Annotated in this window: 12 protein-coding genes and 1 pseudogene; 6 read left to right on the forward strand and 7 right to left on the reverse strand. The window is 49.7% G+C overall.

All coding sequences use genetic code 11. The features are described from left to right. Positions 1-173: 173 nt before the first annotated feature. Positions 174-2,273, forward strand: coding sequence for a MobF family relaxase (gene mobF / locus ACQ4N7_RS20170; protein ID WP_430713285.1), 2,100 nt, complete (start codon positions 174-176; stop codon positions 2,271-2,273). Beyond that, entirely contained in the window at positions 2,270-3,607 is a 1,338-nt protein-coding gene (locus ACQ4N7_RS20175; protein ID WP_430713286.1) for a hypothetical protein, read from the forward strand. The genes mobF and ACQ4N7_RS20175 overlap by 4 nt, the downstream gene beginning before the upstream one ends. Positions 3,608-3,905: 298 nt before the next feature. Here ACQ4N7_RS20175 and ACQ4N7_RS20180 read toward each other — a convergent pair whose 3' ends face one another. Beyond that, the gene (locus tag ACQ4N7_RS20180; protein ID WP_430713287.1) at positions 3,906-5,132 is read right to left on the reverse strand and encodes a hypothetical protein; all 1,227 of its coding nucleotides are present in this window, start codon (positions 5,130-5,132) and stop codon (positions 3,906-3,908) included. A gap of 185 nt (positions 5,133-5,317) precedes the next feature. Between ACQ4N7_RS20180 and ACQ4N7_RS20185 the strand changes: the two genes are divergently transcribed. Then, positions 5,318-9,058 (forward strand): beta-propeller domain-containing protein, encoded by a 3,741-nt coding sequence (locus tag ACQ4N7_RS20185; protein WP_430713288.1) that lies wholly within the window; start codon positions 5,318-5,320, stop codon positions 9,056-9,058. Positions 9,059-9,064: 6 nt separating this feature from the next. Here the strand turns inward: ACQ4N7_RS20185 and ACQ4N7_RS20190 are convergent, their stop codons facing one another. The 4 genes from ACQ4N7_RS20190 to ACQ4N7_RS20205 all read right to left on the reverse strand — a co-directional run bounded on the left by ACQ4N7_RS20190 (position 9,065) and on the right by ACQ4N7_RS20205 (position 21,516). Further along, positions 9,065-12,970, reverse strand: coding sequence for a CHAT domain-containing protein (locus tag ACQ4N7_RS20190; protein ID WP_430713289.1), 3,906 nt, complete (start codon positions 12,968-12,970; stop codon positions 9,065-9,067). A gap of 22 nt (positions 12,971-12,992) precedes the next feature. After that, complete coding sequence (locus ACQ4N7_RS20195) at positions 12,993-16,742, reverse strand: CHAT domain-containing tetratricopeptide repeat protein (RefSeq protein WP_430713290.1); 3,750 nt, start codon at positions 16,740-16,742, stop codon at positions 12,993-12,995. Between the two features lie 55 nt (positions 16,743-16,797). Next, positions 16,798-20,451: a caspase family protein gene (locus ACQ4N7_RS20200; protein WP_430713291.1), complete on the reverse strand. Its 3,654-nt coding sequence runs from the start codon at positions 20,449-20,451 to the stop codon at positions 16,798-16,800. 663 nt (positions 20,452-21,114) lie between these two features. Continuing rightward, a complete protein-coding gene (locus tag ACQ4N7_RS20205; RefSeq protein ID WP_430713292.1) occupies positions 21,115-21,516 on the reverse strand; it encodes a hypothetical protein in 402 nt (133 codons plus the stop codon). Between the two features lie 430 nt (positions 21,517-21,946). Between ACQ4N7_RS20205 and ACQ4N7_RS20210 the strand changes: the two genes are divergently transcribed. Further along, on the forward strand, positions 21,947-22,966 hold the full coding sequence (locus ACQ4N7_RS20210; protein WP_430713293.1) for a hypothetical protein: 1,020 nt from the start codon (positions 21,947-21,949) through the stop codon (positions 22,964-22,966). A gap of 112 nt (positions 22,967-23,078) precedes the next feature. Here the strand turns inward: ACQ4N7_RS20210 and ACQ4N7_RS20215 are convergent, their stop codons facing one another. Further along, entirely contained in the window at positions 23,079-23,411 is a 333-nt protein-coding gene (locus tag ACQ4N7_RS20215) for a GNAT family N-acetyltransferase (RefSeq protein ID WP_430713303.1), read from the reverse strand. Between the two features lie 106 nt (positions 23,412-23,517). After that, positions 23,518-24,102: a GNAT family N-acetyltransferase gene (locus ACQ4N7_RS20220; RefSeq protein ID WP_430713294.1), complete on the reverse strand. Its 585-nt coding sequence runs from the start codon at positions 24,100-24,102 to the stop codon at positions 23,518-23,520. Between the two features lie 44 nt (positions 24,103-24,146). Here ACQ4N7_RS20220 and ACQ4N7_RS20225 point away from each other — a divergent pair, with 44 nt between their 5' ends. Together ACQ4N7_RS20225 and ACQ4N7_RS20230 are read left to right on the forward strand one after the other, a co-directional pair. Then, on the forward strand, positions 24,147-24,977 hold the full coding sequence (locus tag ACQ4N7_RS20225) for an N-acetyltransferase family protein (RefSeq protein ID WP_430713295.1): 831 nt from the start codon (positions 24,147-24,149) through the stop codon (positions 24,975-24,977). A 24-nt stretch (positions 24,978-25,001) separates the two neighbouring features. Continuing rightward, positions 25,002-25,424: pseudogene (locus ACQ4N7_RS20230) on the forward strand (GNAT family N-acetyltransferase); the annotation flags it as partial. Positions 25,425-25,501: the final 77 nt, after the last annotated feature.

The following is a 25,501-nucleotide window of genomic DNA, read 5'->3' on the forward strand; positions in this document are numbered from 1 at the left end:
TTTGGTGTATCAGGATGCTGCGCCCCTATCGGGGGCTTCGCGGAGGGGCCACACAGTACGCCAAGGTTTTGGCAAAACCCGGGCAACGGCTCTCCCCACAGGGTTTCTACCGTTTTTGAAGACGCTGCCGCTTTCGCCCCAGGGTGGCGTCGTATTTTTAACTTCGTTTCTCCATGCTTTCCACAAGCAACCTCTCTGCCGCTCAAGCAGAGACCTACTACACCCACGAGGACTACTACTCGGCGGAAGAAGCGGCTCACCCGACAAAGTGGGTGGGGAAAGGGGCTGCGTCGTTGGGGTTGGCTGGAATCGTCAATCAGCAAGAGTTCAGCCAGATGCTCTCGGGGCAGGCTCCCGATGGGCGATCGCTGGCAGGGAAAGTAATTGATCCAGAAAAGCGGCGGGCGGCAACCGATTTCACCTTTAGTGCGCCGAAAAGTGTCAGCATTGCGGCGCTGGTGCAGCAAGACGAGCGAGTGCTGGAGGCTCATCATCAGGCGGTGGCCAAGGCACTATCGGTGTTGGAAGAGCGCTATGCCCAGACGCGAGTCTCCACAGAAGCCGGGCGGACAAAGCTGACGATGGGGAATATTGCGGCGGCGGTGTTTACCCATTCCACCAGTCGGGAGGCGGAGCCGCAGTTGCACAGCCATTGTGTGGTCATGAATGCGACGCAGTTGGCCGATGGACGGTGGTTTAGCTTGAGTAATGAGGCGGCGATCGCTAACCAAAAGTTCCTGGGCCAGATTTACCAAAATGAACTGGCCGTAGCCCTGAGGCAGCACGGCTACCAGATTGAACCCAAAGCCCACGGGCAGTTCGAATTGGCAGGGTACTCGCCGGAGTTGCTGAAGGCATTCTCGACAAGGCGACAGCAGATCCTAAAGCTGATCGAGGAATGGGAGGCGACAGGGTCTGAGAACAACCGGGCGATGCGAGAGACGGCGACGCTGGTATCTCGAAAGCGGAAGCCCAAGGAGGTGGACGAGGGGCTGTTGCAGCGGGGGTGGAATGCCCTGATTCAGTTGAAGGGGCTGGAACTGCCGGAGTTGCCTGAGGGATACCCATTTCTCTCACAAGCCGCACCATCAGCCCAAAAGGTAATTGACGCCGCGATCCAACATTGCGGGGAGCGGGAGTCGGTTTTTCGGCGGACGACGCTGGAGCGGTTTGTGTTTGAGCATGAACTGGGAGTGCAGGGGTTTGAGTCGATTGAGGAGGCGATCGCCCTCAGCCCTGAACTGATCCGAGTCGCCGACGGCAAGTTCACCACCCAGACGGCACTCCACCTCGAACTCAATACCATTCGTTTGATGCAGCAGGGACGGGGGCAGGCGGGTACGATTGTCCCCAGCGGTACCCAGGTAGGGAACCTGGTGAGCCATTCCCTAAACTCGGAGCAGCAAAATGCGGTGGAGATGGCGGTGACCACACCGGATGCGGTGATGGCGTGGCAGGGAGTGGCTGGGGCAGGCAAGACGTATGCCCTGAGTGTGTTGAAAGAACTAGCCCAAGGGCAGGGATACGATATCCGAGGATTGGCCCCCAGCGCTGAAGCAGCTCATGTCTTGGGGGAATCGTTGAGGATTAAAACCACTACGGTTGCTGGACTATTGGTTTCCCAACCTTTGGATAAACCGCCCCCATCAACACTCTGGATTGTGGATGAGGCGGGGCTGTTAAGCATGAAGGATGCCCATGCCCTATTGCGGCAGGCAGCGTTGGAACAAGCCAGGGTATTGCTGGTCGGCGATACCCGACAGCTTTCCGCAGTGGAGGCAGGTAATCCCTTCAAGAGTTTGCAGGCGGGGGGAATGACGACGGCTTATCTGGAGACCCATCGGCGGCAGCAGAATGGGGTACTGCGATCGGCTGTGGAGCTGGTGGCTCAGGGGCAGGTCAGTGAAGGCATTGAGCTATTGGCCCAAGCGGGCTACGTCAAAGAAGAGGCTCAAGCTCAGTCGAGGATTCAGCAGGTGGCCACCGATTACCTTGCACTGACGGTAGAGGAGCGGGAGGCCTCGCTGGTGCTGGCAGGGACGAATGTGGAACGGTTGGCTCTGACTCAGGCGATGCGATCGGGGTTACAGGATGAGGGGGCTTTGGGCGCGGACGGCTTTGTGATGCAGAGCTTGCGACGAAAGGACTGGACTACGGCTCAGGCCAGTTACCTCAGGGCTTATTCCGTGGGGGATGTGCTGGTGCCGGTTCAGGACTATCGGAAGCAGGGGTTGATCCGAGGGGAGCAGTACCGGGTGGTGTGGTGGCGGTGAACGCCGAGACTCAGCGGGTGGTGGTGGAGACGCCGAGTGGATCGATGTTGTCGATTAATCCGGCAGCATGCCCTCGTAAAACGGTGTACACAACGCAAGCGATTCCGATCGCGGTGGGCGATCGCCTCAAATGGACGCGCAATAACTCCAAAGCCGGAATCCGCAATGGACAGGGCTTTGTGGTGACGGGGCTGGAGGCCGATGGGACAGCCATGATTCAGGATGGGGCTGGGCAGACCACCAGCATCAACCTCAGCGGGAATCAGTATGTGGACTACGCCTGGGTGAACACCACCTACAGCAGCCAGGGCAAAACAGCAGAGCGGGTGCTGGCGCTGCTGGGCGAAACGACGAATCGAGAAGCCTTTTATGTGGCGATTTCCAGAGCCAAGCGGGCGTTGACGCTGTACACCACCAGCCAGGCTGATTTGGTGCGCCTGGCCCAGGTGTCGCGGGACAAGGAGAACGTCAGTGACTACGTGTCATTAACTCAACAGGTGATGACCTATGGACAGCATGAACAGCGGGAACAACGGCAACCAGAACTCATCCCCAGCTTTGACCCCGGAGCCGTGGGAGAGCGTATTGGCCAGCGTGTTGCAGAGCAGCTTAGAGCCGCTGCGGGCCGAGATTTGCGTGAATACGCAGCGGGTGTTGCACCTCGAAGACCACGTCCAGACCTTGGGCGAGGAGTTGGCGATGTGGCCGCAGCACTGGAACCAGAGCTTGGAGTGCTTGGTCGCGCAATTGCAGCGTATCGTCAGCGACGAGACCTCGTCCGATGCGCAGGCGACCTTGCAGGAGCAGTTACGGCTGTTAATTGCGGCCTTGAGCAGTTGGAACGGGCAGCTCAAGACCGAACTGGCTTTGCGGCAGCAGTTGATCGCGTCGTTAGAGCGGTTGGAAGACAGAATCGATGGCAGCAAAAGACTCAGCGGCCTGAAGACATCGGTGTCGGAGAAGCGCCAATACTTATAGAAGCTAATGCTGGCACTGGGGAAGAAATTCAGAGTCCATCTTCACCTTCTGCAAATTTAACCAGAGAACGGTATTCCCAGATGTGGCAGCGGTATTTTGGGGAGGTCAGTTGTTCTAACCCGGCTGAGTTGGACTTTAAAGTTGGGCGTCGAGCGTTTGAAGCCGGGGTTAGTCAAAAAGAGATTGCCCTGATGCTAGCGGCGGGTAGTCCGACCGTGAAGCACATGATGCAGGAGCAGAGAAAAGCGCAAGCGATACAGTATGTTAACCAGGTGGCTGGGCTCAGTTGCCAGAAACTACAACAGCGCGTACAGCCGAAAGTGAATTGTAATCACCAAATAGGACTTGGGGATTAGACGTTAAATCCCCAAGCCGGAATTTGTTAACCATTGCTTAAGAATTTGGATCGAATTAGGAACAAAGCTGGGTCTTAACGGAGGGCAATTACTAAAATCCTACTTTTTGCAACCATGGTACTATGACTCAAGATAGGGGGCCTTACACTTTCTATTTTTTATTTGCTACAAATTAAAGAGCCTCCGAAAACTTTGGAGGCTCTTTATCGAAGCTTTTATCCAGGTAAGGAATCAAAATTGCTGTCTTAGTTTGCTTATAATACTAAAGCAAGCAATTTTTCCTCGTGTCACAATAAAACTAAACAAGTTCCCAGTTATAGGTCAGTTCATACAAAGCATTTGTCCTTGAAAACTGCGTTTTAAATGGAGGAGACGTTTTTGAATTACCATCAAATAGTGTTGTATTCGAAGGTAAGCTAATACTCGCAATTACTGGGTCAAAGATATCATCGTCTAAAGAGTCGAATACCCAAGCTGTGAAAGCTCCTAATGCGGCCCCAACGATCGAACCAATTATCGTTCCTCCTACGAGCCCGCTAGCTTCAGCGGCAAAGCCAGTGGCGGTTCCTGCGGCTGTAATGCCTGCAGCGATTGCGGCTGTCAACAATTCCTTTACATATTCTTCCAAAATACCCCAAAGTTGTTGGAGAAACTCGATGAATCCCCCGTCGAGATCTTTCTCAGCAGCTGCCAGGGTCACAGTAAAGATCCGTGGCCATATACCACTGCGATTCAGGTCAAAGCCAACAAATCGCTTAGCGGGTTTGAACGAATATGTTTGCTGGATCTTAAAGGAACTAACATAAGATTCTGTCACTCGGATCTCTTGACCAGTACTGTCAATGCCCATCCCCCCAATGCTGATTTCGTTATCGAACCAATCCGAAATTTCTCCATCAACGGGATCAATACACTTCAACTTCAGTAGATTAAGGCGAAATTCATTGTGCTTAGTCGATGATGCAGGAGAGGAAGTTTTTGATTCTCCTGAGGAAATAGGCATAAATGCAGTGATACCAGCATCTTCTAACAACTGGTAAACCAACAAATCATCCTTGTTTTTTAGGTGTTGCAAGGTCTTATTTGAAAGTTTCACTTGTGGTGATAAATCTATGCGATTTTCTTGCCAAGATCTGGAGGGGATAGAGTAAGGAGCAAAGGAGGATTGTGGGAAACGATTTACTGGCCTCGGTAGGTTTATCCTGGATGGAGTTTCAGGCAGGTTTCTTCCTGAAGGGTTGGCAACCGGCAATGTGCTGGTTTGGAGGTTACTCAGAATAGCTGTCGAGGCTTTCCCTAGCCTGGTAAGCTGTCGCTGGCTAATAGACTTGGAAGTTTTGAGGAAGTTTAGAGATACTGCTTCAATCGATGTCAGGTTTGTTGGCGTTGCTGAGGTAACAGGATTCTCCAGATAAGCTGCAGCTTTATAAAAGCCCAGCTTGGCTTTATTCAAGGCCTCATCTTTGATAGCTTCAAACTCTGGACTGAAGGTTGATGGGCTTTGGAGGATGACAATTGGTTTCATGGTGGTTTCCCTAAATAATTGAAGGAATTTGAGGGTTTACAAATTCACTGTCTCCATTCCTGCTGCCCACAAGCATCAATCTGCTCTGTTCACCGAAAGTCCTCTAAAATCAAGAACACACGACCTCGGGGATAACGCTCGGCTTGGGGGATTCCCCGAAGTTCCTCTGAAATTGAGGGGCATCTATGGCGCGACCAAACTATGGACCACAGGCGAAGAAGCGGGCGAAGCGGTTGTTTGAGGCTCTAATTGCCTTTGCCAACTTTGACCTGGATGATGCCGATACCATTCCCATGCGGGTGAACTGGCAGACCGACAAGCGCCTGGTGGTGCAGGCCAAGGTGCGTTTTCTGCAAGAGTTAACGTCCAAAGACCGTTACGAAGGAGCTCTGACGGGGGAGCAAATTAAGGAAGCCTTGAAGCGGTTAGAGGACTTTATGGAGGTGCTCGAGGATAACCGCGCCGCCACCCAAGGGGCCGAGGACTGGCATTTTACCCTCAACCTCTGGTATCGCAGGCAGGAGATGGAGGCAAACCTGCGACAGTTTGAGGTTGAGTGGGAGGAACGCCGCCCCCTGAAATCAAAGCTGGCTACCAAGGATGAGCTTCAGGCAGATGAGGCCAATGCGGGAGCGATTCCCCAGGGAGAGCCGCCTCAAAAGTCGCGACAGGAGTGGGGTGAAGCTCTGGATGTGTCTACCTTCTACGGTCGGGAAGATGAGCTGGCCCAGCTGAGGGAGTGGGTAATCCGGGATCGGTGCCGATTGATCACCCTGGTGGGCATGGGAGGGATTGGTAAAACGGTGCTGTCTGTCAGGCTGGGGGAACAGGTTCAGAACGAGTTTGAGGTTTTAGTCTGGCGATCGCTGCGAAATGCACCGCCAGTAGAGGAGTTGTTACGGGATGTCATTGGGGTTTTGGCTGACCAGCAAGTGGGGGAGATGCCCGAATCCCTGGATGCTCAAATCTTGTGCTTGGTTGATTATCTGCGCGAGGCTCGCTGTCTGCTGATTCTGGATAATGCGGAATCCTTGCTGTGCGGAGAACAGCGGACAGGACAGTTTCGCCCAGGGTATGAGGGGTATGGTCAGCTTTTTAGAAGCGTGGGGGAAACCCGGCATCAGAGTTGTATGGTACTGACCAGTCGTGAGAAGTTCAAAAGCCTGAGTACGAAGGAAGGCCCTGATTTGCCGATGCGATCGCTGCGACTGACAGGGTTGCCCCAATCGGCAGGGCAGGCGGTGTTGGGGGAGAAGGGCTTTGCTGTTTCGGCTGCAGCCAGTCAGGCTCTGGTGGCTCACTATGGGGGCAATCCCCTGGCGCTGAAGATTGTGGCGACCACGATTCAGGAGTTGTTTGGTGGTGACGCAGCTTTATTTTTGCAGCAGGGAACGGTGATTTTTGGGGATATCGCTGACTTGCTGGAGCAGCAGTTCAGTCGCCTTTCTGCGCTGGAAAAGCAGGTGATGTACTGGCTGGCGATTCAGCGGGAGTGGATGTCACTTGCAGAGTTGCAGCAAGATATGGTGCCGTCAGTGAAAGTGCGATCGCTGCTGGAGGCACTGGAATCTCTGCAACTGCGGTCACTGGTAGAGAAAAATACATCTGCTCAGGGGAGACCTGTTAGCTTTACGCAGCAGCCTGTGGTGATGGAGTATGCGACCGACCGATTCATTGAGCAAATGCATGATGAAATTACCCAGGGAAATCTGGCGCTGTTTAACAGCCATGCATTAGTGAAAGCCCAGGCGAAGGATTACTTGAGAACGACTCAAATTCGCTTGATTCTCCGGCCCCTGATCGATAGGCTCATGAGCCAACTCGGAAGCCAGGAAGGGGTTTGCCAGAGGCTCCACCAGGTGTTAGCAATCTTACGGGCTCAGCCACCCCGACAGGCGGGGTATGGGGCAGGAAATTTGCTCAATATACTGGGACAGCTGCAACTTCCGATTAGTAACTTCGATTTTTCAAACCTGGCTGTTTGGCAGGCTTACTTGGGGGGAGTCAATCTGTGTCATGCCAATTTTGCCGATACCGATCTATCCCGATCTGTTTTTACCCAGACGCTGGGTAGCCTTTTCGCTGCTACATTCAGCCCTGACGGACACTGGTTAGCAACTGGAATTGATGACGAAATTTGTATCTGGCAGGTGGATGAGTATCGACCCAGTTTGACCTTGAAGGGCCATTCAGGGTGGGTGCAGTCATTAGCGTTTAGCCCCGATGGAAGCTGGCTTGCCAGTGGCAGTCATGATCAAACGGTACGACTGTGGGATGTGGAGACAGGGCAATGCCTTAAGACACTTCGGAGACATCAAAATACAGTCCAGTCGGTGGGTTTTAGTCCGGATGGGCAGATGTTGGCCAGTGGCAGTGTTGACCAGACGATTTGCCTGTGGGACGTGGCACAACATTCTTGCCTACAGGTGCTGCAGGGGCATCAGGGACAGGTGATGTTCTGTACATTTGATGCCGAGGGATATTTGATCAGTAGTGGAGACGATGGGACGGTAAGACGCTGGGATGCCCAGTCAGGGATATGCCTGCAAACCTATCCCATTTCAGTGAATTGGATACTTACAATCGCCCTCAGCCCCGATGGCAAGACTCTGGTAACTGGCAGCGATCGCACCACCGTCAGGTTCTGGGATTTGGAAACAGGAGACTGCACAAAAACGCTGGACTATACCAGTGAAGTGTGGTCTGTAGCGTTTAGTCCCGATGGCAAAACGATGGCAACCGCTAGTGAAGACCAGACCATTCGACTCTGGGATGTCGAGACGGGTCGTTGTTTGCAGGTCTATCAAGCCCACGCTCAGCGGGTTTGGCTGGTGGCGTTTCGCCCAGATGGACACATGCTAATCAGCATTAGCGATGACCAGACGATGAAGTTCTGGGATGTTGCGACGGGGCAGTGTGTGCGATCGCTCGATGGATACAGTAATTCGGTGCTGGCGATCGCCCTTAGCCCAGACGGGAAGGTGCTGGCCAGTAGTGGGGAGGATCAGCAGATTCGGCTCTGGAATTTGGAAACGGGGGACTATTTCAGGAATTTGCGGGGCCACACCAAGTTGGTGTCAGCGATCGCCTTTGTCCCTCAGCCTGAAGAGGCGTTAACCCTGGTTAGCGGCAGTGATGATCAGACCCTTAAGCTTTGGGATGCTCTAACCGGGGAATGTTTACGGACTTTGCGAGGCCATGAAGGCTGGATTTACAGTGTCGATGCGAGTCCCGATGGGAAACTGCTGGTAAGTGGGGGAGAGGACCCGGTGGTGAGAATTTGGGATGCGCAGACAGGGGAGTGTTTGCAAACGTTACAGGGGCATACCCACCCGGTGAAGGGAGTAGCATTTAGCCCTGATGGAACGCACATTGCCAGTGGCAGTGATGATCACACGGTCAGAATGTGGGATAGGAAAACGGGGGAGTGTTTGCAAACGTTGCAGGGGCATGAGGGGTTTGTGTTAGCGGTGGCGTTTAGCCCCTGTGGTCGCTGGCTTGCCAGTGGGAGTGGTGATCAGACTGTCCGGTTATGGGATCTGGAAACAGGGGAGGGTTTGCAAACCTTGCGGGGGCATACCCATCGGGTAAGGGCGATCGCCTTCAGTTCCCAGGGTAACTGGTTAGTCAGTGGCAGTGATGACCAGGCCATTAAACTGTGGGATGTGAATAGCGGGGAATGTCTCAACACATTGCAGGGACATTCCGAAACGGTTTGGTCCGTGGTCGTTCACCCTTCTGGAAGCCTGATTATTAGCGGGGGAGAGGATGAGCTGATTAAAGTGTGGCGTGTTGATACGGGGGAGTGCCTGAAAACGTTGCGGGTGGCTCGCCCTTATGAAGGCATGAACATTAGCGGGGTAGTGGGGTTGACGGCAACTCAACGGGCAACGCTGAAGGCGTTGGGGGCAGTAGAGTTGGATTAAAAGGTGTTAATCATGTTGAGCGGCAGAAGAGGGAAGTGTCTTTAACGGGCTCGGATCGCCCTGGCAGATGAAGGCACCCCAGTAGTATGGGTTAGGATATTTTTTCTTCATGTCTAACTGTGCTCCTCGCAAGGCCTCTGCACGGGGTTGACCTGCCAGGATGCGCTTGTAAAAGTCTTCCATCAGTTCCTGGGTTTGCTTGTCGGGCACTTTCCAGAGGCTCATGACCAGAGTTTTGGCACCTGCTAGAACGAAGGAACGACGCAGACCAAATACACCTTCTCCAGGCTGGACTTCACCTAAAGCAGTTTCGCAGGCAGAAAGAACAACCATTTCAGTGCCCATCAAATTCATAGCCGTTACATCTTCAGCAGTAAGAATAGCGTCTTCAGCATCTTCGGGTAAGATACCGTTTTTTAGCCAAGTATTGGCTCCAGCGAGAGCTAGCCCTGTGCGAAGTAATGGATTGTTTAACCCAATACCAAGCCCAGATAAACGCTCATAAAAAATTTCATTGCCATCGCGATCAACAGGTATGAATCCATTTAATGCAAGTGTGCCCAACGCCTCATTAAAAGACTGAGTTGTACCAAGATGATTCAGATATGGTTCATCTAGAAAGAAATTACTTTGTGTTTTTTTCACAAAAAAGCCATGAGTTGCAATATGCAAAATTTTAGGTGAACGACAAGCCTTGAGACGTAATTCTCGAACATCAGACCCTAACCAAGGTTTAACATTCAGGAGTTTAGCGATCTGTTTGCCCTCAGTACTAGTACCCTTCAATCTTTCGAAATACATTCCTTTGTAAAAGTCGCGAGAGATTTGGCTATAGCGATTAGAGCGATTTGCGTTTTCAACCGCCATAAACTCTTTTGATTCAGACGATGGAGTAGAGCCCAAGATACTACCCTCAAGGTCAAAATCCGGATCGGCGGCGACTATAGGAAGGGTTGGTTCACTAGAAGGAGCGTTGAAGCGAAGAAAATCACGTCCAGTGCTGAGGTAGCTAATAGTGTAGTGGTCAATGAGGAGTTGTCCACAATCAGTGGGAAGCACTTCAAAGGGAATCAGGGTTAAGTCACCATCAGGAGCAAGGAATAGGTGCTTGCAGTTGCCAATGGCGGGGAGAAGTGGATCAAAGATTTTAGCTCTCAGCTCAAGACCATTATGAATAAGAGGAGAAGAGAGAGGTATTTCGGCACGTGCGTGACGTTCGGCGGCTTCTTGCCCATAATTAACTAGAGTTTTATTGCTTTCTTCTCGATCATGAGTAATAAATACTCTGAAAGTTTTAATCATTTGGTCAATTAAATCAGCTTCACCTAAATCAACCAACTGTATTGGTTCAACCTTGTTAAGAGAAAGTATAAAAACAGCATAATGTTCTGTATATCTCTGGTTTTGCCCCTTTTCCGAAATCGCTTTAAAGTCATGAAATCTAAAGCGCATGAATTCAAGCAGCGTAGAGTTATGGGGCAATGATGCAGAAATCTCGCTTAAGCTTACTGAACGCAACTTCTGAGTAACATCCATTTCAGGAATCTGCCGTGTCAATTCCGCCTCAATTTGATCTTTTTTCTGATTCCACCTCTCCAGTTTTTTCTGATGTGCCGAAATGCCTTCTTCATCTAATCCGGAGAGAACTTTTTGTCCTATCAAATTACGTAATTGGATCAATTGATTTAATCGAGATTTAAGATGTGGATATCGCTCTGCCAGAAAGATGTTTTGTTGAACTACCAATACTTCAATTCCAATTGCTTTTCTTCTTAAAACTAGCTCGAAGCCAAATTCTAGCTTCGAGAGCGATCGTGGAAAATATAGGATTAGAAAAGAAATGAAGAAGTCAAGATTACATTTTATTTGCTGAAGATATGACGTTCGTGAATCTTCAGAGTTAAAAGAAAAGATATGCCCAATTGATTCATCGAGAATACTCTCTGATGATTTCATAAAAGAAAAAGCCTCATCAATATTGCCTGTCGCGACATGAGCATCGGCCATTAGAAATAGAATAAGAGAAATATCGGGATGCTTCTCGCCAAAATACTTCTTGTAGAGCTTAAGAGATTCAGAACAACATTTTTTCGCACTCTCATAATCCCCCAATAAATAATTAGTTATGGCTAAGGAATGTAATGCTTTGGCAGCAAAACTAGACTCTTCGTTCATAGCATGAATTTGGAGAGATTCTTCGAGGAGCGCTTTTGCTACATCAGGTCTACCAGTCACCCTGCAAAGCCCTGCCAAGTTAAAAAGACTACCATATAAGCCAATAGAATTGGGTTTGATTTTTTTATAAATATCTATAGCTTTAAAGTAAAAGTATAGTGATCGATCAAAATCCCCCACCGACAAATCAGCATAGTCAGACCCAAGTTCTTTTGAAATGTCTAAACCAAGTTCATAAAGCATTCTTGACTCATCAAATCCTCCTATTGTTTTATAAATTAATCCAAGCTGATCATACAAGGAGGCTATTTCTAGGCTTTCTTTCTTTGAAGACGGGTAAGCTCCTAAAACCGTGTGATAAATCTCTTTTACCTCATTAAAGAGCCTTTCAGCTTTGACAAAATCGCCCATCTTAAGATGAATCATTCCTAGACCCATTAAACTGTTGGAAATCAACCAAAAAGAAGGATGAGCTATTGCATTAGGTTCATCATATTGATCATAATGTTGAGATATAGTTTTTTTTAATTCGTGTATGTCTACTTCAAAGTGGTATTTTAGAGATTTCAGAGAACTTTCATAAAAATCTACTGCTTTCTTATAGTCGCCTACTTCAAAATATATATGAGCTAAATTACTGAAGAGGGCTGCTTTATCGAGACAATCATTATCCATAAAATCTTTTGATTGATAGAAATCGTCAATTGAATTTAGGCAACCCCTCGCCTTCTCAAGCTTGCCTAATCTGGCATATAAATTTGCTAAAATAACAGTGTCTCCAGCAATTTTGAATTCATTCTTGACTTGCATTTGGTTTCTCAGTTCAAGCACCTCCCGGCAAAGAGGCAATGCCTGTCTATAATCATTTCTCGAATAATAGAGCTTAACCAGTTTCTCTAGAAGGTCAGCAACTTCTAATTCCTTACCTTGTATTTTTTGATATGCTTCCAACGCCTCATGGTAAAGAGAGATGGCGTTTGTGGAGTCTCCAATCTTTTCGTGCAAAAATGCTAGATTACTAAGACTAAGAGCAACGCTCAGGCTTGTATCTCCCTGAAGCCTACGCCAAATATCTGAGGCTTGTTGAAGAGGAGGTATTGCTTCAGCAAAGTTTTCCTTTGCGCTGTACAAAGTTGATAATTGATCAAGACAAGCTGCAACCGCGAGATGCACTTCTCCAAATGCATTCCGACAAATATCTAACGCTTCTAAGAATATTTTTTCAGCTCTGTCGTAATTCTCTATCTCGCGGTAAAACTCCGCCAGTTGAATCAAATCACCAGCAAATTCTGGGCTTCTCGACCCTAAGATATTACTCCTGATTTCAGTTAGTTCTAATAAAAAAGGTTCTGCTTTAATTGTTTCACCGATTTCTTTATAGAATAATATGAGGTTCTTCAAAGATTGAATGGCGTGGGGATGATTCTCCCCTAAAACATCGCGCCGAACTTTTAGGACCTCTTGATAACATATTTCTGCAGAAGAAAAGTCTTCTATTGTTCGGTATAGCCATGCCATTTTGTCCAAACTAAATATATTTAGAGAGAGACTAATTTCATAGTATTGCTCCAGTCTGTCCTCCCAAATCTGCTTAGTGAATTGATTAATACTTGCAGCAAGTTGAATTGCCCTTTCGATTTCCCCGTTTTGATAAAGTTCTAGAATTTCGTGGTCTAATTGAGAGATAGTTCTTTGTGGATCAGACAGATCAAAGGCATTCAAGTTAAAATTGTTCATATCATCCATCCTTGCAGAATTGTTAGGTTGAGTGTTGATATAGATAAGTCTTTAACGGACCTGGATCGCCCTGACAAATAAAGGCACCCCAGTAGAGCGGGTCTGGATACTTTCTCTTCATTTCTAACTGTGCTCCTCGCAATGCCTCTGCACGGGGTTGCCCTGCCAGGATGCGCTTGTAAAAGTCTTCCATCAGTTCCTGGGTTTGTTTGTCGGGCACTTTCCAGAGGCTCATGACCAAGGTTTTGGCACCTGCCAGAATGAAGGAGCGACGCAGTCCAAAGACGCCTTCTCCGGTTTGCACTTCGCCTAAACCTGTTTCGCAGGCGGAAAGAACCACCATCTCGGTACTTAGTAAGTCCATAGCGGTTACGTCTTCAGCGGTGAGGATGGCGTCTTCGGCGTCTTCGGGAATGGTGCCGTCTTTTAGCCAGGTGTTGGCTCCAGCGAGGGCAAGCCCTGAACGCAGGAGGGGATTTTCGATGTGAGCAGCGGATAGGCGTCCGATGGAGCCTTCGGGTGAGATGTCCATCAGGCCCATTGCGCCTAGTTTGTCTTCGTTGGGGTCTTGCTTCTGGTTTTCAAGGAAGAAGCCGTGGGTGGCAATGTGCAGAATTTGGGGAGATTGGCAGGCTTTGAGGGGTGTTTCTCGAACCTCGGCTCCTAACAGGGGGTTGACGCCGAGGAGCTGAGCGATGCGTTCGCCTTCGGTGCGAGTGCCCTGCAATCGGCCAAAGTGGATGCCCCGGTCGAAGTCGCGAGAGATGCGGCTGTGGGAAATGGAACGGTCTGAGTTACCAATAGCAGTAGGATCTTCCGGTTCAGGGGATGGTTCAGTAATTGGAGCACTACCTTCAAGGTCAAAGTCTGGGTCAGCGGCAACGATAGGTGGAGTAGGTTCCCCTGTGGAGGGGGCACCAAAGCGGAGAACGTCGCGCCCGGTGCTGAGGTAGCTGATAGTGTAGTGATCGATGAGGCGATGCCCGTCATCGGTAGGGAGCACCTCGAAAGGTAAGCGGCTGAGGTCGCCATCGGGAGCAATGAAGAGGCGCTTGCAATTGCCAATGGCAGGGAGAAGCGGATCAAAAATTTTGGCTCTCAGCTCATGACCATTGTCAACGAGAGGAGAAGAAACGGGAGTTTCAGGACGGGCAAGTCGCTTAGCGGCTTCTTGGGCATCATTAACTAGGGTCCTATTGCTTTCTTCTTGTTCACGAGTGATCAACGTTCTAAAGGTCTTAATCATTTGATTAATGGGCTCAGCTTCACCCAAATTGATCAAGCGTATTTGCTCAGGTTCACCAGCATGTAGAACAAAAGCAACATACCGCGATGGTTCCCACTGCTTTTCGCCTCGTGCTGGAACTGCTTTGAAAGAATAATTGTGAAAATACACAAATTCGACTAGAACGGAGTTTGTAGGCAGGGAGCTGGCGACATTATTGCAATCTGCTAACTGAATTTTCTTAGCTAAATTCATCTCAGGGATTTGACGAACCAATGCTGATTCCAACTGCTCCTTTTGTTGTTGCCATTCTGCCAAATGCTGTTGATACGATTGATTATCCTGAAAGCGAGGTCCATCAATTATCTTCTGGCTTATTTGTTTTGTTAAATCAATAAGTGCTGAGAACTTAGCTTCGAGATTAGGGTAACGATTAGTCCAAAGAGCATTCAATTGAATTGCTAATGATTCAGCTCCAACTGACTTCCTGCGTAACAGCAAATTCAAACCCAATTGTATTTTTAAGCAATCGTCAGGAAAGTACTGAAGAAGAAATGACAAAAACAGGGAATGAGTTCTTTTCTCTTTTTGCACATATGCCATTCGTGTCATTTCTGAGCTAAACGAGAAAACTTCTCCAATCACCCAATCTCTAATTTCTATCGCCTTACAAAAGTTATCGACTGCCTTTTCTTTGTTTCCAAGGGAAATAGACAATAGAGCTATCTGCTGGAGGTTTGTAGCAACCTCAGGATGATTGCTTCCCATCGTTTTTAAACGATATTTAAGAGCTTTTGAACAACAGCGGTAAGCTTTTCTGTAATGTCCAGATGCATGATAAGTTTCTGCTAAACCGGTGAGGGTGCTAGCAACATCGGGATGCTGTTCTCCAAATATGTCTCTACTTAACTCATAGGCTAAATTATAATGGGTTGTAGCCTGTTTATAATTATCTTGAACATAATACAAAGCTCCTAGATTGTGGTGGATATCTGCAACAGTTCTGTGGTTTTTTCCAAAGAGCTTTGTGTTTATGTAAAGCGATTTTTTATACGCTAATTCTGCTTCTGAGTCTCTTCCCATCAAGCAATATAATACAGCTAAATTATTGAGGCTGCTTGCAACGTCAGGATGCTCCTGTCCTAACGTATCGCAGCGGATTTCAAGAGACTTTAAGTAACGAATTTCCGCTTCAGCATAGTTTCTAGTTACTTGGTACATATAGGCTAAGCTATGAAGGTCATGAGCTACCTTAGGATGTTTTTCTCCAAGTGTCTTGAGATCGATTGTAAGAGCTTTTTTATAATAAGAATCTGCGACATTGTATCCACCCATAGCTTGATATAATGTTCCTAGGTTATGGTATGCAGTTGCGATATCAGGATGAGCTTCTCCTAGAACAGCAAGAGCAATTTCAAGTGATTTTTGATAATGATACTCGGCAATATTGTATTTGCCTATAGCTTGGTATAGCGCACCTAAATTGTGATGGCTAGTTGCAATGTCAGGGTGTTTCTCGTCTAGCAACTTATAGCGAATTTTAAGAGCCTTTTGATGGTGTAGTTCTGATTTACAATAATTACCTGTTTTATAGTACATCCATGCTAAATTATTAAGAGTTGCTGCGAGGGAAACTGTTTCCTTGTTCGGTAATCTTTCCTTAATCTTAATGGCTCTCTGAAAAAGAATTTCTGCTTCTTTATACTTGCCTATTTCTTGGTATAACCAAGCTAAGTTATTAAGACTAGTTGCAAATTTTGGGTCTGCTTCTCCTAGGGTTTCAGCATCAATATCTAAAGCTTCTTGATAGAGATTCTCGGCCTCCTCATACTTGCCTATTGCTTGATATAGTCCGGCTAAACCATTAAGACTAGTTGCAAATTTTGGGTCTGCTTCTCCTAGGGTTTTAGCATCAATATCTAAAGCTTCTTGATAGAGATTCTCGGCCTCCTCATACTTGCCTATTGCTTGATATAGTCCGGCTAAACCATTAAGGATAGTTGAAACATCAGGATCTTCATTGACTTGGGCTTTCCTATAAATATCAAGAGCTTTTTGATAAAATAGCTCCGCATCTTGATACTTACCTGTTGATCGATAAAGTTGAGCTAAGGTATAAAGACTTTTTGCAACATCAAAATGATCATCTCCTTGATTTTTCAGGCGAATGTTAAGAACCTGCTTCAATAGTGCCTCTTCATCTTCATACTGACCCATATCCTGGTATAAATTTGCCAAACCATTGAGGCTAATGGCAACTTGAAGATGATCATCGCCTAAAAGTTTCCGATCGATCTCTAGAACCTTTTGATAATAAAATTTTGCTGTTAAATATTGGTATTTAGCTCGATATGATTCTGCCAACCCGCTGCTACTAAAAGCAGTAAGTTTAAGAGCAAACTCTGGATTATTTCCTGAGATATAACTGGCAATATGCTGTAGCTCACTGCAAAGCTCTATGACCTGTTCATACTTTTTCTGTTCCCAGGATTCGATTGACTTCTTCTCAAGAAAATTAATTCTTTCTTTTGTTTCTGGATTAATCATTTCTAGCTTCTCCAGCTAATGATGAAAATACCAACGATTTTTCATCAAGATTTGTTCAAAAGGAAATTCCTAACCATTCCCTAATTGCTTTTCTTCCCTTGGGATGTGAAAAATATTGGAAATGATTACAGGGCAAGGGTATTACCTTTAGCTTGTTCTCTGGATATCCACCCCTACGCACTGTCCTTAAACTCGACAGCCCCACCGCCACATCATTCTGCTCACCAAAAATTGCATCCAGCGACGTATCCAGCACCTTCTGTGCCAACCGATTCAACCGCTTATACCCTGCCTCATCCACCAAATTCTCACCCGCCAAAACCAGATAAGGTACATTCGACGGCTCTTCCAGGCTGTTCAACTGCTTCAAAATCTCCGAATCTACCGCCAAATCCTGCAGCCCTACCCCCTGCTCCAGAATTTGCTCCAGCACCTTCTGCGCCAACCCCACAGGCGGCACCAGCGAAGCCGAATTCAGCAGCATATTCGCCAAAAACAGCAAACCCCGTCCACTGGTCGCCAGCGTCGAACCCATATTTGGTGGCCCCGCCATCACCAGCCGATCGACAAACTCATACCCACCCGACAGCTCAATCATCGAGCGGCACACCAGGCTACCCATACTGTGGGCAAACACATCCAGCGTAATGCCATCCTCAGATCCAAACCCGCACTGCTGCTTCAGCGCCAGCGCCAGCCTTTCCCCGTTTTCCTGAATGCCCGTGCCAAACGTCTCATAGTCCCAGGTCAAGAAATGGTCGTAGGGCACCACCTCTTGCTGCAAAAACTGAGCTGGTCCCTGAATCATCCAACCCGTATCCGACGTAAAGCCATGGACAAACAGCGCTACCCGCTGCCCCGATTGAAATTGCCTGCGGTCTACGTCGTGGTAAACCGCCTTGCCATCCACCAACTCTGCCCGGTGCAACCCGGTCAGCTGTGTGTACCGTCCCATCTTCTTGTAGAGGAACAGCCGCAGCGTTCGCAGCAATCCCCGTTTCGTGGGCTGTCCGTCTCCTTCCGGGATTACGGCGGCTGGCAGCTCAACCAGGTTCACCCGGTTACTCCCCGGCACCCCATAGCCCGCCAGCAGATAATCTTCACCATCGAAAATCACCGGCAAATACTCCGCCCCTTCCTCTCCCGCAGCTCCTTGAATCTCCAGCCCTAAAGGATTGCTCGGCGTAATGCTCCGCCGCGAGGCATCATCCAGGTCAAAGGCAATCACCAACTGGGATGGCCCCACACTGCGAACCCCAACCCGCTCCAGCGGTTGGAATAGCTCACCAAAGGCTGCCAACCCCGGCGGCGGTTCCAGCATTGGATCGCCCTCTGCCCCCCGTGTGCCCTGGGTCACGGTGGTAACAATCACCTCGCCCGTAAAACCTTTAGGCTTCACCAGGGTCAGCCCATCTCCCAGATCAATGCGATCGGCTGACTTCTCTAAAGTCACAGCGGCATTCTTACGGACGGTCGTCCAGGGTACAAGCACAGTCGTCCAATCGTCTTGAGGTAAGACTCGCTGCTTACGGACACCACGATCACCAATGCGGTCCAGCAGAGTTTGCATTAGAACGTCCAGAGCAGATTTTGGGGTTGCTTTTTTCGTCTGCCCTCGGTTTAAATCTGGAATATCCAGCCCGCTTTGCTCTAACCCAGATAAATTACTGGGCGAGGTCGCCGCTATGACCAGAACATAGTCATGGCTAGAATCCCACTTGCCTTCGTCGTCCAGATAAATTTCCAGACGGCTGCCTCCGGTGGAAGGCTGTACAACAAGCTTCTGTTCTGGCGCAAGTGCTTTCTCTAGCCCATCCTCTGGATAAAGCCGCTGAATGCTGTAGTCAGCGCTCATCACAAAAACGTGGGGGTAGACATTGCGGGGAGAGGTATTTTCAACCTCCACCACATAGAGGTTTTTGTCAGGATTCTCAGAGTCAAAGATAAGGCTGATTTCTCCACCCGCTCCGATTGCCCCTTCCGGTAGTAGAGCCTCTCGTTTTGTTTTAGTGGGGGTCTTGCTGCCATCTGATACAGCGTCTACCTTTTCCGGTGTTGAGAATGCTGGCTGAAGGCGCACTTTGATATTGCCTTCCAAAACCGACCCGCTCTCCTCATTCTTCAGTCCTAACAGAGTTTGGAAGCGAGCAATATTTTCCAGAGCGTAGCTGACCTTAGCCACATCGCCATCTCCCCAGGCAACCGGCTCTACCAGTAACTCTTCCTGAAAATTGCGAATGAAGTACTGACCATCCACCGCAACCATATGCAATTTGGCATCCCTGGCAGGTTCCTCTAATACCCGATAATGGGGCGACTCCAAAGAGCTACGTAGACGGGCGATCGCCGCTTGATTTTCCGCTCCCTCCTCAGCCCACAGGCTAACGGTTTGAGGAATAGACACATAAGCCCGTTCTGTCACCACACCCCGAGCAATCACCCCTTTGAGAGACTTAGAGGCAAGCTGGCTGGCTCCTGCTGGGTTCCCAAGAGTCAATGCTTCTCGTTTTACTTTAGTCGGTGTTTTTGTCCCGTCTGATTCCGATTGAAGGGGTTCAGACGCGATTTGGCTGGCTCCTTCTGGGCTGCCAAAAGTCTCTTCTGCCCAGCGACTAACATGGGCCACAAAAGCATCCTGGTTCTCAGCTTCTATGCTGGCTTTGGAGAACGTCGCCTGGGCAGAAGTCACTTCAACCATCGCTAAAGGCTGCTTAGGTAAGTGGCTCTGGTTTCGTACTGTAGGCTCATAAAGTGCCAGCCTGGTGCCTGGGGTAATGCCCATAATTAATCCCGCTCCCAGGGTGATCGTATCGCCATCAAACTCCCGCACCAGCACGAAGTTATCTCGCTCGACCCTGGCTCCCCCAAAAATTGCACGATTGCGATCGCCCTCACACTGGGGCATCTGAGTGGGGTAGATGCCATTCACCTGGGCAGATACCCGTTCGTGAATATCGGCATAGGTCGTATCTGGAGCAATAGTTTCAAGCGCTTTTAATGTGAAGTAGGTCAGCGTCCCATGCCAGACCTTGGTATCCCCTTCCACAGGCACCAAATACTCATTCGATTGCTCATGACTCCGGCACCCTGCCAGCAGCACATAGGGAGTTGTAGGAGATGACCAACCGCTGGGTTGCCCACTCGCACCACCAAATATCTTGAGTAATTCTGCATCTAAATCTGCTGGGGGAATGCGATCGTCCGCTGGTACTTCACGAGCCAGGGCAACGGTCTCTCCTTCCACTTCAATTTCGCGAGTCCCAGAGCCCGAATGGCAGCTATCCAGGACGATGGTAACGTTATCCCCCTTTGCTTCCGCCAGGTCTTCAAGGAGCCTGGCAATGACCTTATCGGGAATATCGTGAATATCTTTGGTGCGGCTATCCTGGGGTACCAGGGTTTCCAGGTAGCCATCGGGCTCTATACCAAAGGGGTCTCGCATCCGGGAACCGTGACCGCTATACCAGAACAGGATCTGATCCCCTCTCTGAATATTAGGATTCTGAATCAGAAACGTTCGAAAGGTATCCAGAATATTCTGACGAGTAGCCTCTTTGTCTCTAAGAAGCCGGATATGATCTTCTGGAACGCTATATTTTTCAGTCAAAAACTGCTGAACCGCTTCAACATCGTTGACGCAGCCTCGGAGTTTGCTGACAGCCTGATACTCGTTGATACCAACCAGCAGGGCAAAGATATTCGTAGTCATGGCTCTTGGGGGCTAGGGGAATGAAAAGTTTTGGGCGAACCTTTTGGCAAGCCAAAACGAACTTGAATGACGATTCAGGAAAAAGCTTTAATGACCTCTCAAGAGGCCAGATAATGAGATTTTTGAAGTACAGGGTGCTGCTAAGGATCAGTATCCAGGAGTCAACCTGAGGTTTGTTGGGCTGAATTCAGGTGCTCAGTTTGAAAGCTTAGGTATCTGGTGAAGGGCAGATCTTTGTCAAAAGTATGTTGACCCTTCTATTGCCATGCATCCTGAGCAATCCAGGCGTCTCTACCTGGGGGGCAGCTATCCATAGTCCCACTTCGTGAGCTGCTCAAGGTTTTTCATGGCTATATCTACCTATAGGGGGCTTTAGGCTAGATATCGGTAGCTACGTTGTTTTTTCTGCGAATTACGGAAAAAAGCTGAACTACAGGGATAATATCCAGCATTATCCAGAACCCCTCTCCCTGATCATCTTGTCAATAGGTCTTTGCATTTTGAGACAAAAGTTTTCAAAAGGTGAATGAGTTCCAGGTCTGTTTTAGGAAGGGGGCTTGTAGCAGTGGAAGTTGCTTTCTCACGCTACAAGCCCTGCTTTAGTCAGTTCCTTTTATCAAATCCCCCGCCCTGACCTGATGGAGCAGAGCAGGGGCATACTCATTACGGCTGGAACTCTCGCCGAATGGTGTTCGAAATTGCCACCGTCTCCGCAGGCGGAGAAAATGGCGTCAATTTCACCTTGGCACGCCACTCATCAGTGGTATCTCCAGGGCCACCTGGGAAAAGTGTGAAGTCTTCATTGAGGAAATTGCGATCAACTGTTGCCTTAACAGATTTGGTAACTGGTTCACTGCTGGCAACCATCCAGGTCCGACCAATGGTCTTACACCGGATGTCGAGATCGCCCAAACCATCTTCATTCTCGAGAATTACCTCACAGTCAAAAACGGCATTAGAAGCAATTTCTCTGGAATAGAAGCTGGTCGTCACCTCAACTTCTAAAGTGGCATTAGAGGAAGACATGGACAGAACTTTAAGTTCAACCTTTGAAATACGAGGCATAATAGGTTCTCCGTAAGTGAATTGCGTAGTGAACTACGATTCCGTTATCGCGAACGGTTCTGCCCCCAGGCTTTATCTCATCTCAAAATCCCAAAAGCCCTACACAGCAGAAATCTCGCACTTCTGGGAACTACATTTACTTCGGGGATTCCCCTAAGTTCCTTCCGCAGAGCACTGGCCGACAAACTTCAGGGCATCCCCCAGGAAAATCTCCTACCCCTAAGTCTGGCAACCCTTGAATCGTAAGGAATTTTAGGGAGCTGATGCATGGGTGCTTGGGGGAACCTGCTGCTTCGATAGTGGACCTATTCAAAGCATTAGAGAGTTTTTTTGAGGCCTTAGAGAAGTCTTCAACCGACTTCAAATAACCCAAAAATTCTCCAAATGCAACTTCGCAACCTGATTTACATCCTCAATTAAGGAGAAAACAATGTCTCGATTAGCATTAGGTGGAAAGGTCCTCTACAACGACATGCAAACCCCTGTCGTCAATGCCCGAGTCCAGATTTACGACCTCGACCAGGGCGGCAACGGCAACGACAGAATCTACGAAGGCAGAACCAACAGCAACGGCGAATTTTCAGGATTATCCCAGGAATGGGTTGACCGCAATACCGTTCGTATCAGCACCCCCTTCGGGACTTTTACCCAGGAGGTGCCCGATATTCTGGCTCTGGAGTTTCGCGTCGATGCCGATGGCCGGGTTCACAAAGGCCCCTATTTCCATACCGGCAACAATGCCTCTGTGCCCATTGTGATGCCCGTTACTCCTCCCGTTTTGAAAGCTCAGCGGGAAGTCATTCACCTGATTACCCTGAGCGAAGAAATGGATGGAGCCAGTAAACAGTTCTATGAGGCCGTCGAAGCCGGGGCGGCCCTGACGTCCAACTCCCTGCTCGGTCCTCACTATGGGAATACCCACTATCTGCAGGAACAGCAGGCGACCCTGTCGGCTCTCTGCCAGAAATTGGAGCAGGTGGCCGCCAAGCCCTCGGTTAAAGCCGTTGATTTGATCATTTCCCCCCATGGATTGGACGATGAACTCTACTTCTACCCCAATGACGCCGTATCCATGGCCCTGGTGGCAGACAAAATCAAGGCAATCCCGGTGGCCTATCGGCGCAAGTTCCGCATGGTGTTCTCCACCGCCTGCTTTGGGGCCTCACACATTGATGAATGGCTGGCGTGTGGCTTCAAAGTTGCCTCGGGTTCCGAGCAGGTCTATGCCGATTCGGTGGTGAGCTTCCCCGCCTTTCTCGGCACCTGGGTAATGGGCGGCAGCTTCAAAGATGCGATCAATGCCGCTAACATTGCTGATCCCTTCCGGATTCAGGATGGTCTCGCGAAGCCCGTTATGGAAGCGATGGGGTCTCCCTATGCTAACCAGGTCAACAGCACTCGACGGGTCGGAGGCAATAGCAACCTGCGCATTTCCTCAATTCCCGCCTGAGGAAGGGATCGGGTCTTGTTGCCTTAATAGGTGATCACACCACCCCATAGCATCGGTACTGCCGAGGAGACAGAAGCCCCTGATCGAACCAGATGAGGGGCTTCTCTGTGAACTATTGGAGAAAGACAGCTCCAGGCTTCTTTCGTTGATAGTCCTCTATCACCCGTTGCCAGAACCGCTGGGAAGATAGATTACCCTCCTGGGAGGTTACCTGCCACCTGCCCTCAAATCGATCAAACACTCGATGGGCCACCTCTCGCCCAATCCCCTGTCGTCGGTACTTGCTCAGAACAAAGAACTCCGCCATCTGCCAAAGCGGTTCATCTGCATCTAGCTCCAACTGTCTAACCAACACGAATCCGGCCAACGTCCCCTCTACCCGCACCAGAAACGGATACCGCCCAGCCTCCGTCCAGTAGTAGTCCAGATAGGGGTAGTCAAACAGCCCCTAGTCATTGATCTCCTTGCCATTGAACTCGCTGTAGTTATGCAGACACAGCTGCAACAGATGCCGTAACACGGGTTTATCCTCAACCTGGGCAGGCAGAATCTCAATCTTCATCCGCCTCTCCTCCCTTTTGCTGCAGGGGTTTGGCCATCATAATGCTGGGCTTTCCAACCCCTTCCGCATCCGGCAATATTCCCACAATGCAAAACCCCAGCCGCAACCAGAACCCACAGGGATGGGGAGCCAATTGATGAAAGTTGGCGATGGCAGCCCCAGGGTTTTCATACAAATCCACTCCCGACAGTGACGTGGCCCTGGTCTCATCGCTGGTACCAATCCAAAGGGTTAACGCTCCCCGCTGCCTGGCCCAGGCTTCAACGTGATTCACCATCCGTCGGCCCAGCCCGTTCCCCTGATAGGCTCTGGCGACAATTAAAGGATGAATCTCCAGCACCCGTTCGCTGAACTGTAGCGAAGCTCCGACCCAGGCCGCAACCCGATCGCCATCCAGCAGCACCTGGCTGATGCCCTCCCGTTTCAAACTTTCATGAACTTCTTCAATCGCTGCCTCGACGGTGGGCAACCAAATTTTCGAGATACTTTGAGATGCTTCAAACGCAATCTGCGCCGTCTGCTGAATCAGCTCCTTATCCTCAGGGATGAGGTCAACAATGCGGAAAGGCTGCATTTCAGGGTGATGCAATAGAGTAATCGCATTTTCCCACGACGAAGATGGACATTATTAAGGCTCCGACCCGGCAACAGATTCAGGCCGCCGTTGAGTGGTTATCCACTGGGCCTCACCTCAATCCAGATTTGGAATACGTTCTCAGCCTTATTTTGATGGGTCGATTGCCGCAGAATCAGGGAGAATTGCTGGCCATTGCCCATACCGCCGCTAACCCAGAAATTCTCGATCGCAGTCATATCTGTGGGGCCCTGATGGCAGGCCCAGACAACAAAAATGTCTCGCTGGCCGGGTGCGATCGCACCACCACCGACGCCCTCCTCCCCCTGGTGCAGTCCCGAGGCTGCCCCCAGCGCATTGCCACCTCATTCCCCAGCCGCGATTGGGTGCGCCCCCGCTTACTTCGGAGTTATCACCTCCAGCGAGAGTACACTTCGCTGATTATGGTCTGTACCCAGGTTCCCGCAGAGGGTAACGGGCGCTGGGCCACCCCTGACGACAAGCCTGCTCTGCAAGCCTATCTTGCAGCCAACCAGGCCGAGCGAGGTATCCGGATTGTGCCCGACGACTGGGAGGCACTGATTCAACAAAAGCGCGTGGCGGTCCTGGAGCACCAGGGGCAAGTGGTTTCTGTGATGAAACGGGGGGCAACGCTCCACCACGGCATGATTGTCGGAGCCTTCACCTTTGCCCCCTTTCGCCGCCAGGGCTTCGGCAGGCAGCTCCTCGCCTTTGTGCTGCGAGAGCTGTTTCAGGAGTTTTCGGCGGTGAAGCTCTGGGTTGATGATGATAATTGGGGTGCGATCGCCCTCTACAAATCTCTGGGTTTTCAGCCCGTGGGCTCCCACTACACTGGCTACTTTACCAATCGGTGATCGAGGTGCTCTCTGAAAAACGCCATGCAACTGTCGTTTATCCCCCTTGAACTGCCTGCTGAGCAAGACCTGTTGGTCGAATGGTTGACGAGCGATCGCTGGCCTTACCACGTCAATCCCTACCCCAGCCGAGAGCAAGTCCTGAGCTGGATTCAGGCGGGCATCTTTACCGGCACCGACCATCAAACCTTCTGGATAATGTCAAACTCCCAGGAGCGAGTTGGGTTTGTTCGCCTGTATGACCTGGAGGATGTCGATGATGGCTACCCCCTCTTCGACCTGCGGATTCGTGAAGCGTTCCGTGGAAAAAGCATTGGCAAGCAGGCACTCCAGTGGTTAACCCGCTATCTGTTCAACATCTGGCCTCAGTTAGATCGCATTGCCGGAACCACACGGGAAGACAACATCGCCATGCAGCGGGTCTTTCAAGCCTGCGGCTACGTCAAAGAAGGCCACTTTCGCAAGGACTGGCGCAGCTCCGAGGGGCAACGCTACGGCGCTCTGCAATACGCCATTTTGCGTGA

Source organism: Nodosilinea sp. AN01ver1, assembly GCF_050565655.1.
GTDB lineage: Bacteria > Cyanobacteriota > Cyanobacteriia > Phormidesmidales > Phormidesmidaceae > Nodosilinea.